Here is a 15,044-nt window from a genome sequence, read left to right as displayed (position 1 = left end):
CGCGAGCGTACAGGCAACGGCCGTCGGTGCCGTCGTGCCGCTTCACACGGTGGACACCGCCCGCGCGGGGCGGGCCGTAGCATCGCCGCCATGCGCTTCGGCCTCCTGCACGAGCACCCGCTGCCCCGTCCCTGGACCCCCGGGGACGAGGGACGCCTGCTGCGCGAGGGCCTCGACCGGATCGCGCTGGCGGACCGGCTCGGCCTGCACCGCGTCTGGGTGGCCGAGCACCACTTCCAGGAGGAGCGCTCCCACGGGGCCGGGGCGCTCGCGGTGCTCGGGGCGGCCGCGCAGCGGACCGCGCGGCTGCGGCTCGGCTGGGGGCCGGTGACGCTGGCCTCGTCGATCCGCCATCCGGCCGTCCTGGCCGCCGGGCTCGCGACGCTCGAGGCGCTCGGCGACGGTCGCGTGGACCTCGCCGCCGCGCCCGCGGCCGTCGGCGCCGAGGTCGGGGGCTTCGGGGTCGACCGCGCGACCGCCACGCCCGACTGGGTCGAGCAGCTGCGCACGACCGCGCGGCTGCTGGCCCCGGAGCCGTTCAGCGGCGCCGACGGGCGCCACGTGCGGATGCCGCCGCGAGCCCTGGTGCCCGCCGGGTCCCGGAGCCCGGATCCCGGACTGTGGATGGCCTGCGCCCGCCCCGAGGACGTGCGCGTGGCCGGCGAGCTCGGCCTCGGGGTCCTCGCCCAGTGGCTCCCGGAGCCCGAGGAGGCGGCCGAGTGGGTCGCCGAGCACCGGGCGGTGCTGCGGTCGGAGCGGTGCGTGCCGGCGGGTGCCGCGATCACGGCGGGGTTCGCGGTCGTCCTGCCCGCCCACGTCCACGCCGACGAGCGGACCGCGATCGACCGCGGGATCGACGGCGCCCACTTCCACGCGTACGCGCGCGAGCACTACGAGACCTTCGGCGACCACCGTCCCGGCAGCACCGACGTGTGGGACGCGTTCTCCCGGCACCGCGAGGACGTCGGCTTCGCCCGCTCGATCGTCGTGGCCGACGGCGCGCCGCTGCCGGTGAAGCTGCTGCGCGACGGGCGCGCCTCCCTGCGGGGGGCGGTCGGGACGCCCGGGCAGGTGGTCGAGCTCGCCCGGCGCTACGCGGACGCGGGCGTGGACGAGCTCGTGCTCGTGCTCGACGGCGGGCGCACCGCCCACGAGCACGCGGTCGCCTCGCTGGAGCTGCTCGCCGCCGAGGTGCTCCCGGCCTTCGCCGCCGATCCCGCCCCGGCGGACGGGCTGACGGCGGCCGAGCGCGACGCGGCGCTCGCGCGGCGTCGCCCGGGCCCGCCGCTGGACCCCGGGTACGCGTTCGGCCCGATGGACGACGGTCCGGTCGCCGAGGGGCCGGGCGGCGACGCCGGCCCGGCCGCGCCCGGTGCCGCGGGCGACGCGGCCGGGTCGGGGGCGGCCGCGGCCGGGCGGGGGGCGGCCGGCGTGCAGGTGCTCCGCGCGATCGCGCAGGCACGCGGCGCGCAGGCGTTCCGGACCTTCGTGCGCCGCAGCGACGATCGTCGCCTGGAGCGCACGATCGGCTCGGCCCGGGGGCTCGCCGCGGTGTTCGCCACGATGGCCGCGCGCTTCGAGCCCGACGCGGCGGCGGGCTTCACCGGCGACCTGCGCTACGAGCTGCGCGGCGCCGACGGGGTCGTGCGGACGTGGACGGTCAGCTGCCGGCTCGACGGTGCCACCGCGCACCGCGACGCCCGCCCCGATCCCGCGGTGACGATCAAGCTCGGTCTCGCCGACTTCGTGCGGCTCGCGGCGGGCGAGCTCGACCCGGGCAAGGCGCTGCTGACCGGGCGGCTGGACCTCGAGGGGGACTTCGCGGTCGCGACCCGGCTGGGGGAGATGTTCGGCGAGGTCTGACCCCGTCGGACGGCGCGCTGCCGTCCGACGATCATGCGAACATGTGTTCCCATGATCGTCGCCGTCCTGTTGCCCCGCCTGGAGCTCACCGTCGCCGTCGGCGGGCGCGCCGCCCTGCTGGAGGGGCCCGCCGCCCTGGCGCCCGAGCCTGGCCGCGAGCAGCAGGTCGGGGAGGTCTCCGCGGCCGCCGAGGTCTTCGGCATCCATCCGGGCATGCGCCTGGGGGAGGCGCTCTCGCGGTGTCCCGGGCTCGCGCTCGTGCCGCCCGATCCGCTCGGGGTGGCCGACGCCTGGGAGGCGGCGCTGGCCGCGCTGGAGGACGTCGGTGCCGCGGTCGAGGTGCAGGCGCCGGGGCTCGTCTGCTTCGACGGGGCCGCGCTGCGCCGGCTCCACGGGGGCGACGGCCGGGAGGACCCGGCGGCCCGGCTGCGCGGGCGCCTCGCGGGGCGCCGGCAGCCACCGGGGTGGCTGGACGGCGTCGTCGCCGCGACGCGCGCAGCGGTCGGCCGCCCGGCCCGCATCGGGGCCGGCCCGTCGCGGTTCTGCGCGGTCGCGGGGGCGGTGCGCGCGCGGTCGCGCCGGGCGGAGATCGTCGCGGGCGCGGAGGACCTGGTGGCCGCGCCCGTCGCCCTGCTGCGCCGCGACCCGGCGTGCGCCGGGCTCGTCGAGCCGCTCGAGCGGCTGGGGATCACGACCCTCGGGCAGGTCGCGGCGCTGCCCCGCGCGTCGCTGGCCGACCGCTTCGGCCCTCCGGGGCTCCGCGCCCGGGAGCTCGCGGTCGGGGTCGACACCCCGCTGCGTCCGCGGACCGCGGGCGAGGAGCTCCAGGAGACGCTCGACCTGCCCGAGGCCGCGTCGGGTGCGCAGCTCGGCCGCGCGCTGGAGCTGCTCGTCGACCGGCTGCTCGCCCGGCGTGAGCGGCGCGGCCGGGCGCTGCGCGCGGTGGTGCTCGGGGCCCGCCTGGTCGAGGGCGGCACCTGGCGCTCGCGGGTCGTCTTCCGCGAGCCGCTCGCCGATCCGCGGCGGATGCTGCTCGTGCTCACCGGGCGGCTTGCGACGTTGCCCGCCCCGGCGGAGTCGGTGCGGCTCTCGGTCGAGCGCTTCGGGCCCGCCGCCGCCCCCGACACCGCGCTGTTCGACGACGCCCGCGCGGCCCGCGCCGCGCGCCTGCGCGAGGCGGTCCGGCAGGCGCGCGCGGCGGCCGGACCGGACGCGGCGCTGCGGGTCCTCACCGTCGACCCGGACTCGCGCGTGCCCGAGCGCCGCGCGGTCCTGACCCCCTTCGAGGTATGAGCGCCACGGGGCGCAGCGCCCGGCGGCTCGGCGCGCCGGTCGCGGCCCGGGTGCAGGCCGACCGGGCGACCGGCCGACCCCAGCGCATCGACGGTCGCGCGGTCGAGGCGGTGCGCGAGTCCTGGCTGGTGGAGGACCGCTGGTGGACGACGACGCCGCTGCGTCGGCGCTACTGGGAGGTCGTGACCGCCTGCGGGCGGGACCTCGTCGTCTTCCGCGACCTCCACGACGGCCGCTGGTGGCGGCAGCGGTGACCCGTGACGGGGATCGGCACGGATCCGATGCGCAATCGGCACAGCTGCGTCTTTCGCCGTGACCCGCGCCGCGGCACGGTGGGCCGATGCCCCTCCCGCTCCGCGACGACACCGGCCAGGCCTCCCTGGACTACCTCACCGTCCTCGCCGTCGTGGCCGCCGGTCTCGTCCTCGCGGTCGGGGTCGCGACCGCGCACGGGCGTGCGATCGCGGTCTCCGTCACCACCCAGATGGCGCGGGCGCTGTGCATCGTCACCGGCGGCGACTGCTACCGCGACCGCACGCCGTGCGTGGTCGACGCGCGCGAGAAGCGCCTGTCGGGCTCGGTCAGCCTCGCCCTCGTGCGGATCGGCAAGGACCAGCTCGCGATCGTCGAGGAGCGTTCCGACGGGCGCTTCGACGTGACGATCGTCGACGGGTGGGACCCCGGGCTGGAGGGCGGGCTGGGCGGCTCGCTGCGGATCCCGAAGACCGGCATCGCGATCGACGGCGAGCTGCGCGCGGCGGCGCTCGCGCACCTGCGCAAGGGGCGGACCTGGACGGTCGACTCCGCCGCGGAGGCCAAGCGCCTCGTCGACCGGGCGTCGGGGGTCAAGGCGGCGCTGCTGCCCGAGATCCTGCACGACTCCTCCGCCCGCGACCCCGACATCACGTTCGACGAACGGGGCTGGTCGCTCAGCGTCGGGGCGTCCGCCGAGCTCGGGCAGGACTCGGCGGAGCTCGAGTTCCGCCCCGAGGACTTCGACGGCGCGCGGCGCGACCGGCGCACCGGGCACGTCACCCACTACCTGCGGCGCGCGCAGCGTCTCGGGGCGTCCCTGTCGATCACCCGGCCGGACGGCAGCTACGGCGGCGACGTCGCCCGCGAGGCGGGGCACGTCTGGGCGATCGAGGTCGACGAGCGCGGCCGGCCCGTCGACCTCCTGATCATCGAGACCGACGAGATCCGCGGGAGCGCGAGCCTGCCGCCGGGGGTCGCCGAGGTCGCCGGACGGCTGGGGCTCCCGAGCGAGATCGGACAGCGCTACGAGGTCGAGGAGCACCTCGACCTCACCGACCCGGCGAACCTGCGGGCCGCGATGGCGTTCATCCGCGGGGTGGTCGGGCCGTTCAACGGCGTCAGCCCCGGATCGGGCCGCGTCTCGGTCGCCGCCGCCCTGCGCGAGCGGCTCGACCGCCACGGCACGAAGCACCTGCGCTCCTACACCACCGACGAGGAGTCCGACGGGGGCGGCGGCACCCTCGCGGCCGGCCTCAAGTTCGGCGCGGGCTACGAGACGTCGACCCACACGTCGACGCTCGTCGGGGCGCTGACCCGGGGACCGGGGGGCATCTGGCGGGAGCGGGCCGACTGTCTCACGCGCTGACCCCGTCCGGCCGGTGTGCGAACATGTGTTCGTGTCGTACGTCGAGCTCCACGCCCACTCGGGCTTCTCCTTCCTCGACGGCACGTCGCAGCCCGAGGAGCTCGTGGTGGCCGCGCTGGAGCGCGGCTACGAGGCGGTCGCGCTCACCGACCACGACACGGTCTCCGGCTCGATGGAGTTCGCGCAGGCCGCGAAGGCGCTGGGGCTGCGCGCCCTGCACGGGGCGGAGATCTCGCTCGACGACGGGCGGCACCTGACCCTTCTCGTCCGCGACGCCCGCGGCTGGCGCAGCCTCTGCCATCTCCTCACCCGCGCGCACGCGCACACGCGGGAGGGCGCCGGTGCCGACCGGCGCATTGCGCGCCCACCCGCCGCCACGCTGCAGGACGTCCTGGACCACGCCGAGGGGCTCGTGTGCCTGAGCGGCTGCGCGCGCCACGGGGTCCGGGACGAGCCGACGCTGCGCACCCTGCGGGAGGCGTACGGCCCGGAGGGGCTGCGTGTCGAGCTCCAGCGGCCGTTCGCCCGCCACGACCGCGCGCGCAACCGCGGGCTCGAGTCGCTCGCCCGCCGGCTCGAGCTGCGCTGCGTCGCCACCGGCGACGTGCACGCGCACACGCGCGAGCGCGCGCGCCTGCAGGACGTGTTCGTGGCCATCCGCGAGCACGCGACGCTCGACGCCTCCGAGCCCGTGCGCCGTGGCAACCATACGCACGTGCTGGCCTCGCCGCAGGCGATGGCGCGCCGCTTCGCCGACCACCCGGAAGCGGTCGCCGAGACCGTGCGGCTGGCCGACGAGCTGCGCTTCGACCTCACCCAGGACCTCGGCTACCGCTACCCCGGCTCCGACGACCGCGACGCCCGCCGCCGGCTCGCCGCGGTCTGCCACGCGCGCTTCGACGAGCGCTACCCGCCCGCCGACCGGGCGCTGCGCGAGCGGGCGGCCGCCCGCCTGGAGGAGGAGCTCGGCCTGATCGACCGGCTGGGCCTCTCCGGCTTCTTCCTGCTGCACCACGAGCTGCTCGAGCTCGCCCAGGAGGTCGCGCTGGAGGTCCGTGGTCCGGCGTCCGCGCGGGCGCTGCTGCCGCCGGGGCGCGGTCGCGGGTCGAGCGTCAGCTCGATCGTGTGTCACCTCACCGGCCTCTCCCACATCGACCCGGTGAAGAACGAGCTGTTCCTCGGCCGCTTCCTCAACGAGGAGATCACGTCGCTGCCCGACATCGACCTCGACTTCCCGCGCGACGTGCGCGCCCGGCTCATCCCGCGGATCCACGAGCGCTACGGGCACCGCCACTCCGCGCTGGTCGCCGCCTTCCCGACCTACCGCGCGCGCGGGGCGATCCGCGAGATCGGCAAGGCGCTCGGCCTGCCGCCGGGGGAGATCGAGCGGGTCGCGCGCTCGGCGGAGGGCTGGGGGATCGGCAACGTCGAGCGCGACGTCGGCCAGGTGATCGGCGAGGAGCGCATGGCAGAGGGGGCCGACGGCGCCCCGGGCCGCTGGCGCTGGCTGGTGGAGCTCGCCCACGAGGCCTACGGGCTGCCCCGGCACCTGAGCCAGCACTCCGGCGGCATGATCGTCGCGACCCGGCCGCTCGTCGACTGCTGCCCGGTCGTGCCCGCCGCGATGGAGGGGCGCCAGATGGTCATGTGGGACAAGGACTCCTGCGCCGACGCGGGCTTCCTGAAGATCGACCTGCTCGGGCTCGGGATGCTCTCGGCGGTCGAGCGCTGCGTCGACCACATCGCCGACCGGCACGGGATCACCGTCGACCTCTCGCGGATCCCGTTCGACGACCCCGAGACCTACGGGGCGATCCAGCGGGGGGAGACCACCGGGGTCTTCCAGATCGAGAGCCGCGCGCAGATGGCGTCGCTGCTGCGCACCCGTCCCGCGACGCTCGACGACCTCACGATCCAGGTCGCGATCGTCCGTCCCGGACCGATCCAGGGCGGCGCGGTCAACCCGTACATCGAGCGGCGGCAGCGGCGGCGCGTCGACCCCGACTACCCGATCCCCTACGAGCATCCGTCGCTGGAGCCGGTCCTGAAGGACACGCTCGGCACGATCATCTTCCAGGACCAGGTGATCGAGGTCGCGATGGCGTTCGCGGGCTTCACGCCCGGCGAGGCGGAGGGGCTGCGCCGGGCGATGAGCCGCAAGCGCTCGGAGGCGGCGATCCGCGCGTACCACGAGCGGTTCGTGCAGGGCGCGATGCGCGAGCACGGGGTGGACGAGGCGGCCGCCCAGCGGGTCTACGACATGATCGTCGGGTTCTCCGGCTTCGGCTTCCCCAAGGCGCACGGGGCGGCGTTCGGCCTGCTGGCCTACCAGTCGACCTGGCTGCGGGTCCACCATGCGCCCGAGTTCCTCTGCGCCCTGCTCGACGAGCAGCCGATGGGCTTCTACCCGCCCGACGCGCTCGTCCACGAGGCGCAGCGCCGTGGCATCCCGGTGCTCCCGCCCGACGTCAACGCCAGCGCCGTCGGCTGCACGGTCGTCGACCTCGACCGGGACGCGGCCCGTCGCGCGCTCGAGGGCCGCGAGCCCGAGCAGGACGGTGCGCAGGTCGCGGCCGTGCGGATCGGGCTCGGCTACGTGCTCGGGGTCCGCGCCGACGACGTCGCGGAGATCGTGGCCGCCCGCGAGTCCGCGGGACCGTTCCGGTCAACCGGGGATCTCGCCTCGCGGGCCGGTGCGGGCCGCCCGGCGCTCGAGCAGCTCGCCTGGTCGGGCGCCTGTGACGCGCTCCTGCGCACCGAGGTGGCCTCACCCGGCCACCGCCGACGCGCCGCGTTGTGGCGGTTCGGCATCGTGGCGCCCGGGCGCGCGCACGGCCGGGACGGCACCCAGCTCGCGCTGCCGCTGGACGCCCCCGACGCCCCGGACCTGCCCGGCCTGCGGGCGTGGGACGCGATGATCGCCGACTACGCCACGACGGGCCTGACGACCGCCGCCCACCCGATCGGCCTGCTGCGCGACGAGCTCGACCGGCGGGGTGCTGTGTCCAGCGCCGCCCTCGCCGGGCTGCGCCACGGCCGGTCGGTCCGCGTGGGGGGCCTGGTCGTCGCCCGCCAGCGGCCCGGGACCGCCAGCGGCATCGTGTTCATGCTGCTGGAGGACGAGGGCGGCACCGTCAACCTCGTGGTGCCGGCCGCGGTCTACGAGCAGCATCGCCTGATCGTGCGGACCGAGCCGCTCGTCATCGCCGAGGGCGTGCTCGAGCGCCATCCGGCCGCGGGCGGCGGCATCAACGTGCTCGTCCGGCGGCTCGTGCCGCTGGAGGCGCCCGACGACCGGCCGCTCGCGGAGATCCGCTCGCTGGCCGAGGTGCACGACTTCTCGTCGCTGGACGAGCGCGAGCTCGCCCGCCGCGCCGGCGAGCAGCAGCCGGCGGCCACCGGCACCGACGGGGCCGCCTCGGGGTTCCGTGCGGTCGCCCCGCCGGTCATGAGCTTCGCGCAGGGGCGCCGCCGCTGACACGTCTGCCGTCCCGATCTATATCTTTCCGGCCGTGGTCGCTACCGCTGCTCTCATCATCGCGTTCGTCGTCGTCGCCGGGGCCGTCGTCCTGGTCGCCATGAGTGGGGGTCCCGGCAAGGCCCGGGAGAAGCTCCTGCACCGCCAGAGCAACTCCGCCAACCGCGGCAGTGGGCTCGCCATCACGATCGTCATCGCGCTGTTCGGCATCGCGATCCCGGCGGTCGCGATGGTCGGCAACAACGACAAGAAGGAGGCGAAGGGCGGCGTCGAGCTGACCTCCGCCCAGAAGAACGGCCGCGAGGTCTTCGCGCAGCTCTGCTCGACCTGCCACTCGCTGAGCGCGTCCAACGCGGTCGGTCGCGTCGGGCCGAACCTCGACCAGCTCCGCCCGCCGAAGGAGCTCACGCTCAACGCGATCCAGATGGGTCGTGCGCGTGGTCTCGGCCAGATGCCGTCCGGGCTCGTCGACGGCGAGGACGCCGAGGACGTGGCCGACTACATCGCGGCGGTCGCCGGTCGCTGAGCGACCCGGGCGCCCCGCGACGGCGCCCTCGGACATCACGTCCGACCCGTCGGATAGCATCGCCGGGCATGCAAGATTTCTTGCACATGCAGGCCTTTTCGGGCCTGCTACGATGCCCGGCAGTTCGAAACCGCTCAATCCCCGGACTGCCCGGGGAGCGGGGGACCCAGGATGTGGGGCGAGTCGCCGATCTCGGCGTAGCGCATCTTTCAGCGCGAGCCCGTCAGCTAACCCCGTAGGCCGACGAAAGAGGACACCGAACGCATGTCGCAGCGCGCAGTGGTCGACTGGGGTTCCGAGGATCTGCTCCCGACGAAGGGTCGGCAGATCGACGACTGGACCGCCGGCGACGATCTCGACTTCACCGTCCGCCAGCGCCGTCGCATCACCGGGGACCGCCCGGCCGCGGCCGCGCCCCGTCACCAGCCCGCCGAGCACGACACCCGTCGCACGGTGACCGGCGAGCATCCCGTCCACCGCACCCGGGCCGTGCAGCGCACCGTGATCGTCGAGGGCGACGCCCCGCGCCAGCCCACGCGCGAGCGGGACGAGACCGAGCTGCTGTGGGACGAGCCGCGTCGGGCTCCCGGTCCCGACGGGGAGGACCGCCGCACCGTGGCGATCACCGGTCGCCCCGAGCTGCTCCCCGCGACGCCGCGGCTGCGCGAGGTCGAGCCGCGCCGGCGCGCCACGCGCAGTCCGGTCGACCAGGCGATGTCGCGCCCGGACCGCATCGCGCTCTGGGCCGTGGGTCTCGGCTTCCTGCTGATCCTCATCGCGGCGCTCAGCGGCGGGGCCTAGTCCCCGTCCCGGACGCGGGTGACCGCGTCCGCGCCAGCTCTTCATCTGTGCGTACGTGCCCGCTTCGGCGGGTACTCGTGCGTGGAGCCACAGATCCTTGCGCGAGCAACGTTCTGGGGGTACACTTACGACACGTAAGCGGCTTCATAAAGTGAAGCTAAAGACGTGACGAGCAGCACAAGCAGGACCCGACCCGCCTCTCCCCAAAGGCCGCACATGAAGACAGCGATGAGCAGGTTCCAGATCCACGACGACCTCACGGCACCGGAAGGCTCGATGCCGATCCTCAAGGGCGCGCTCTCGACGGCAGGGCAGCTCCCGAACTTCCTCGGCGTCCTCGCGGGCTCCCCCGCGGCGCTGCGCGGGTACGCGCGGCTGCGCCAGGAGCTCCGGCACGGCACGCTCCCGATCGGCACGCTCGAGCGGCTCGCGCTCGCCGTCGCCGAGCACTACGGCTCCGCGCCCGGCATCGCGATGCACTCGCGCACCGCACGCCAGGCCGGCCTGGGGCTCGACGAGGTCGCGCTGGCGCGCGAGTGGAAGTCCAAGGACGAGCACCAGCAGAAGCTGCTCGACTACGCCCGGGTCCTCGTCGTCGACCGCCAGAAGCCGCCGATGCACCTCCACGAGGAGGCGCGTGAGGACGGCTGGTCCGACGAGCAGCTGCTCGAGGCGATCGCGTTCGTCTCGATGGAGTCCTTCACCGCGATGATCAACGTCGCCGGCGACGTGCCGGTCGACGGCTCCACGGAGAACACCCGGACGCTGCGCGCCGCCTAGCGGCCGCCCCCGGCCCTCGCAGCACCCGCCGCCGCGTGCCATGCCCGGAGAGTCCCCGACCGACCGGGCCGACGCGGCGGCCTGCTGCCCGCACTACCACGAGGCGGTCGAGTTCATCGGGCGCCGCTGGACCGGGGCGATCCTCGAAGTGCTCCTGCGCCACGACGCTCGCCTGCGGTTCAAGGAGCTCTCGCACGCGGTCCCGCAGCTCTCCGACCGCCTGCTCAGCGAGCGCCTGAAGGAGCTCGAGCAGCGCGGCCTCGTCGCCCGCCACGTGGAGCCGGGACCGCCGATCCAGGTCTTCTACGAGCTCACCGCGATGGGTCGCTCGCTCGAGCCGACGGTCGTCGCCCTGAAGGCCTGGGCGCGCGACTGGCTCGCCTGACGGACCCGCCACCGCGTACAAGGGATCCTCGACCGAACGGCGGCCGATGACCGGCTAGGGTGGACCCCTATGCCCGACCAGCCCAAGACCCGTGAGGATGTGAAGGCGCTCGTCCAGGAGCACCGCATCCGCTTCATCCGCCTCTGGTTCACCGACATCCTCGGACAGCTGAAGTCGTTCTCCATCAACTCCGAGGAGCTCGACGACGCCTTCGAGGGCGGGATGGGCTTCGACGGCTCCTCGATCACCGGCTTCAACGCCATCGAGGAGTCGGACATGATCGCCATGCCCGACGCCACGACCTTCTCGATCCTGCCCTGGCGGCCGGAGGAGCAGGGCGTCGCCCGCATGTTCTGCGACGTGCAGACCCCCGAGCGCACGCCCTACGAGGGCGACCCGCGCCACGTCCTGCGCCGCGCCGTCGACCGCGCCAACGCGATGGGCTTCGAGACGTTCAACGTCGGGCCGGAGCTCGAGTACTTCCTGTTCAAGGACAAGAACGGCACCGAGGTCCTCGACGAGGGCGGCTACTTCGACCTCACGACGCTCGACGCGGGCTCCGACGTGCGCCGCGAGACCTCCCTGGCGCTCGAGCAGCTCGGCATCAAGGTCGAGTACTCCCACCACGAGGTCGGGCCCTCGCAGCACGAGATCGACATGCGCTACGCGGACGCGCTGAAGATGGCGGACGACTGCATGACGTACCGCATCACCGTGAAGGAGTACGCCATGAAGTACGGGTGGCACGCGACCTTCATGCCCAAGCCGCTGTTCGCCGAGAACGGCTCCGGCATGCACACGCACATGTCGCTGTTCAAGGATGGCCGCAACGCGTTCTTCGACGCCGACGACCCGTACTTCCTCTCCGACGTCGGCAAGGCGTTCATCGCCGGCCAGCTGCGCCACGCGCGCGAGCTCAGCTCGATCTTCGCCCAGTGGGTGAACTCCTACAAGCGGCTCGTCCCGGGCTACGAGGCGCCGGTGTACGTCGCGTGGTCGCGGCGCAACCGCTCCGCGCTCGTGCGCGTGCCGCTCTACCACCCGGGCAAGGAGCAGGCGACGCGGATGGAGCTGCGCTGCCCGGATCCGGCGTGCAACCCGTACCTGACGTTCGCGGCGCTGCTGCACGCGGGCCTCGAGGGCATCGAAAAGGGCTACGAGCTGCCCGAGCCGATGGAGAAGAACCTCTACCACCTGTCGCCCGACGACCGCCGCCGGCTCGGGATCGAGCAGCTCCCCGAGACGCTGGGCGAGGCGATCGAGCTGACCGCCGAGTCCGAACTCGTGCTCCGCACGCTCGGCGAGCACATGTTCAACCGCTACATCGAGATCAAGCGCCAGGAGTGGGAGGACTACCGCGTGCAGGTCACGCAGTGGGAGCTCGACCGCTACCTGCCGGTGCTCTGAGCGCCGGGGACGGCCCCGCGGCGGGCCCGCACGGAGCGGGCCCGCACCACGGCGGGAGGCCTAGCGGAAGACGGTGAAGACCGTCACGCTGGAGCGGTACTGCGGCCGCGTGCTGCGGCTGAACGTGCGCTTGTTGTCGACGTACAGGTCGTACGTGCCGCGGCGCAGCGTGCGCGAGCTGATGCCCGGCAGGCGGCGCTGCTTGGTCGTCAGGCGACCGCAGGGCGCGTCCGCGCGGCCGAGCCGGACGTTGCGCAGCGTCTTGCCGCCGCGGCGGACGTGGACGTAGACGCTCTGCCCCGGCGTGACGCCGGAGACGCGCCAGGTGGTGCGGCCGGTCGGGCGGCCACGGGTCGACGCGAGCGTCACCAGCAGGTTCACGACGTTGAACTGCGCGGTGGCGACCTCGACGCCGTCCTGCGTCGCGGTCAGCGTGAACGGCTGCGGCACGGTCGTGCGCTTGACGACGATCGGCGCGGTCTCGGTGTTCGAGAGCCAGTTGCCGGCCGCGTCGGCGTTGCCGAAGGCGAACAGCTGGTCGGTCTTCACCGTGTAGTTGGAGTTCGGCGCGAACTGCTGGCCGCCGATCAGCATCGGCTGGTTCTCGACGTAGCACGGACGGTCCGTCGCGATGACGGCGGCGCTGGCCGGGCCCGCCATGCCGAGTCCGGCGGCTGCGGCGGCACCGACCGCCAGGAGGGAACGAGAGGTCATGGAGCGCCTTCTAGCCTTTCGCGTGCCGGTTGAACCATGAGAAATCAGTGAGGCGCGCCGCCTCCGTCGCCGCCGCGCGCCAGCGCCGACGGCCACCACACCTTCGGTCCGACGTCCAGGACGAGCGCCGGCACCAGGATCGACCGCACGATGAACGTGTCGAGCAGCACGCCGAACGCGATCGTGAAGCCGATCTCGGTGAGGAACACGAGCGGCAGCACGGCGAGCACCGCGAACGTGCCCGCGAGCACGACGCCCGCGCTCGTGATCACGCCGCCCGTGACGGCCAGGCCGCGCAGCATGCCGTCCCGCGTCCCGTGCGTGAGCGTCTCCTCCCGCACGCGGGCCATCAGGAAGATGTTGTAGTCGACCCCCAGCGCGACGAGGAAGATGAACGCGAACAGGGGGAAGCTCGGGTCCGAGCCGGGGAACCCGAACGCGACGTCGAACACGATCGATGCGACGCCGAGCGCGGCCCCGAAGCTCAGCAGCACGGTCCCCATCAGCAGCAGCGTCGCGGTGACGGCACGCAGCAGCACGAGCAGGATCAGGAAGACGATCACGAGCGTCAACGGGATCAGCAGCGTGGTGTCGTCGGCGCTCGCGTCGCGCAGGTCCTTCTCGACCGCGGTCGGACCGCCCACCACCGCCTGCGGGTCGCCCGCCCGGGCGGCGGCCCGGATGCCGTCGATGCGGTCGAACGCGGTCGTCGAGTACGGGTCGTCCTCGAGGAACGCGGCCAGCAGGGTGCCCTGCTCCCCGGAGAACGGGGTCGGGCGGACGGCGGCGACCCCGGGGGCCTTCGAGACCGACGCGATGACCGCATCGACCTTCGCGGGGTCCCGGACGACGATGTCCGTCGGCGCGCTCTGCCCGGCGGGGAAGCCCTGCTCGACGAGCTTCTGGCCCGCGATCGCCTCGACGTCGTCGCGGAAGCTGTTGCCCTGCGTCAGGCCGGTCGAGAAGTTCAGCAGCCCGAGGCAGAACAGCGCCAGGATCGCGGCGGTGCCGACCCAGATCCGGCGCGGGTTGCGCTCGATGCGCTCGCCGAGCCGGCGCCACGAGCCGTGGGTGGCGTCGGCGCCCTCGTCCCCGAACCGCGGGACGCGCGGCCAGAACGGCTTGCGGCCGACCGCCACGAGCAGGGCGGGGAGGAAGGTCAGCTGCACGAGCATCGCGGTGAGCACGCCGAGCGCGCCGAGCGGGCCGAGGCCGGCGGTGCCGTTGACCTTCGCGAGGATCAGCGCGAAGAGCGCGATCGAGACGGTCGCGGCGGACGCGATGATCGCGGGGCCCGCGGACTTCAGGGCGAGCGCCATGGCCTCGTGCTTGTCCTCGTGTCGCCGGAGCTCCTCGCGGTAGCGGGACACGAGCAGCAGCGCGTAGTCGGTGCCGGCGCCGAGCACGAGGATCGACGTGATCGACGACGACTGGCCGTTGATCGTGACGCCGAGCTCGCTGACCCCGTATCCGAGCCCGCGCGAGACGATCTCGGCGACGATCACGCTGAACAGCGGGAAGAACCAGAAGATCGGGCTGCGGTAGATGATGATCAGGAGGATCAGGACGAGCAGCACCGCGGCGCCCAGGAGCGTGCCGTTGATGTTCTCGAAGACCTTGATCGCGTCCGCGGAGATGCCCGCCGGGCCGGTGACCTTGACCTGCAGGCCGTCGGGACGGTCGCTCGCCTGCTCGTCGCTGACGAGCTCCCGGTAGGCGTCGACCGGGTCGATCAGCGTGTCGGACTCCCCGTCGCCCTCGATCGAGTTGGCGATCAGCGCCGTGGTCCCGTCCTGGGAGAGCTGGAACGGCTCGCGCGCGTCCGGGCCCGTGGGGTTGCCGAACGGCGTCGTGTTGCGGAACTTCAGGGCGTTGAGCTTCTCGACGTCGGAGACGATCGTCGCCTTGTCCTGCGCGGTCAGTCCGTCGGCGCGGCGGTACACGATGACCGTGGGCGCCTGCTCGCCGTCCTGCAGCGACTCGACGGCCTTCAGCGCCGTGGTCGACTCCGCGTCGCCCGGGAGGAACGACGTCGACTCGTTCTTCTCCGCGTCCGCGAACTTGCCGGGCAGGCCGGTGCCCATGACGGCGCCGAGGATCACGATCCAGGTGGCGAGCACGACCCACTTGGAGCGGCGGCCGGCAGGGAAGGCGAGGAAGCGGGTCATCGGGTCAC

At 74.0% G+C, this 15,044-nt stretch carries 12 protein-coding genes and 1 riboswitch; of the genes, 10 read left to right on the top strand and 2 right to left on the bottom strand.

The annotated features are described in order from the left end of the window. The first annotated feature begins 90 nt into the window (after window positions 1–90). The 10 genes from C7Y72_RS18740 (at window position 91) to glnA (ending at window position 12,154) form a co-directional block, all read left to right on the top strand. On the top strand, window positions 91–1,863 hold the full coding sequence (locus C7Y72_RS18740; protein WP_107570714.1) for an LLM class flavin-dependent oxidoreductase: 1,773 nt from the start codon (window positions 91–93) through the stop codon (window positions 1,861–1,863). A 51-nt stretch (window positions 1,864–1,914) separates the two neighbouring features. Next, window positions 1,915–3,156 (top strand): Y-family DNA polymerase, encoded by a 1,242-nt coding sequence (locus C7Y72_RS18735; protein WP_158276935.1) that lies wholly within the window; start codon window positions 1,915–1,917, stop codon window positions 3,154–3,156. Further along, window positions 3,153–3,410, top strand: a complete 258-nt coding sequence (locus C7Y72_RS18730; protein WP_107570712.1) for a hypothetical protein — start codon at window positions 3,153–3,155, stop codon at window positions 3,408–3,410. Before C7Y72_RS18735 ends, C7Y72_RS18730 begins: the two co-directional genes overlap by 4 nt. 86 nt (window positions 3,411–3,496) lie before the next feature. Beyond that, window positions 3,497–4,777, top strand: coding sequence for a hypothetical protein (locus tag C7Y72_RS18725; protein ID WP_107570711.1), 1,281 nt, complete (start codon window positions 3,497–3,499; stop codon window positions 4,775–4,777). Window positions 4,778–4,808: 31 nt separating this feature from the next. Further along, the gene (locus C7Y72_RS18720; protein WP_233243930.1) at window positions 4,809–8,255 is read left to right on the top strand and encodes a DNA polymerase III subunit alpha; all 3,447 of its coding nucleotides are present in this window, start codon (window positions 4,809–4,811) and stop codon (window positions 8,253–8,255) included. Window positions 8,256–8,289: 34 nt separating this feature from the next. Beyond that, window positions 8,290–8,781 carry a c-type cytochrome gene (locus tag C7Y72_RS18715; RefSeq protein WP_107570709.1) on the top strand — a complete coding sequence of 164 codons (492 nt, stop codon included), beginning with the start codon at window positions 8,290–8,292 and terminating at the stop codon, window positions 8,779–8,781. Between the two features lie 121 nt (window positions 8,782–8,902). Further along, window positions 8,903–9,038: riboswitch (cyclic di-AMP (ydaO/yuaA leader) on the top strand. 7 nt (window positions 9,039–9,045) lie between these two features. After that, window positions 9,046–9,582 carry a hypothetical protein gene (locus C7Y72_RS18710; protein WP_146175451.1) on the top strand — a complete coding sequence of 179 codons (537 nt, stop codon included), beginning with the start codon at window positions 9,046–9,048 and terminating at the stop codon, window positions 9,580–9,582. A gap of 228 nt (window positions 9,583–9,810) precedes the next feature. Continuing rightward, complete coding sequence (locus tag C7Y72_RS18705) at window positions 9,811–10,362, top strand: carboxymuconolactone decarboxylase family protein (RefSeq protein WP_230316105.1); 552 nt, start codon at window positions 9,811–9,813, stop codon at window positions 10,360–10,362. 40 nt (window positions 10,363–10,402) lie between these two features. Then, the gene (locus C7Y72_RS18700) at window positions 10,403–10,747 is read left to right on the top strand and encodes a winged helix-turn-helix transcriptional regulator (RefSeq protein WP_107570706.1); all 345 of its coding nucleotides are present in this window, start codon (window positions 10,403–10,405) and stop codon (window positions 10,745–10,747) included. Between the two features lie 69 nt (window positions 10,748–10,816). Next, window positions 10,817–12,154: a type I glutamate--ammonia ligase gene (glnA, locus tag C7Y72_RS18695; RefSeq protein ID WP_107570705.1), complete on the top strand. Its 1,338-nt coding sequence runs from the start codon at window positions 10,817–10,819 to the stop codon at window positions 12,152–12,154. A gap of 60 nt (window positions 12,155–12,214) precedes the next feature. Here the strand turns inward: glnA and C7Y72_RS18690 are convergent, their stop codons facing one another. Together C7Y72_RS18690 and C7Y72_RS18685 are read right to left on the bottom strand one after the other, a co-directional pair. Continuing rightward, complete coding sequence (locus C7Y72_RS18690; RefSeq protein WP_146175450.1) at window positions 12,215–12,868, bottom strand: hypothetical protein; 654 nt, start codon at window positions 12,866–12,868, stop codon at window positions 12,215–12,217. Window positions 12,869–12,912: 44 nt separating this feature from the next. Beyond that, the gene (locus C7Y72_RS18685; RefSeq protein ID WP_107570703.1) at window positions 12,913–15,036 is read right to left on the bottom strand and encodes an MMPL family transporter; all 2,124 of its coding nucleotides are present in this window, start codon (window positions 15,034–15,036) and stop codon (window positions 12,913–12,915) included. Window positions 15,037–15,044 lie beyond the last annotated feature (8 nt).

The sequence above is a fragment of the Paraconexibacter algicola genome, from assembly GCF_003044185.1.
Classification (GTDB): Bacteria; Actinomycetota; Thermoleophilia; order Solirubrobacterales; family Solirubrobacteraceae; genus Paraconexibacter; species Paraconexibacter algicola.
This window is presented reverse-complemented; position numbering and strand designations above follow the sequence as displayed.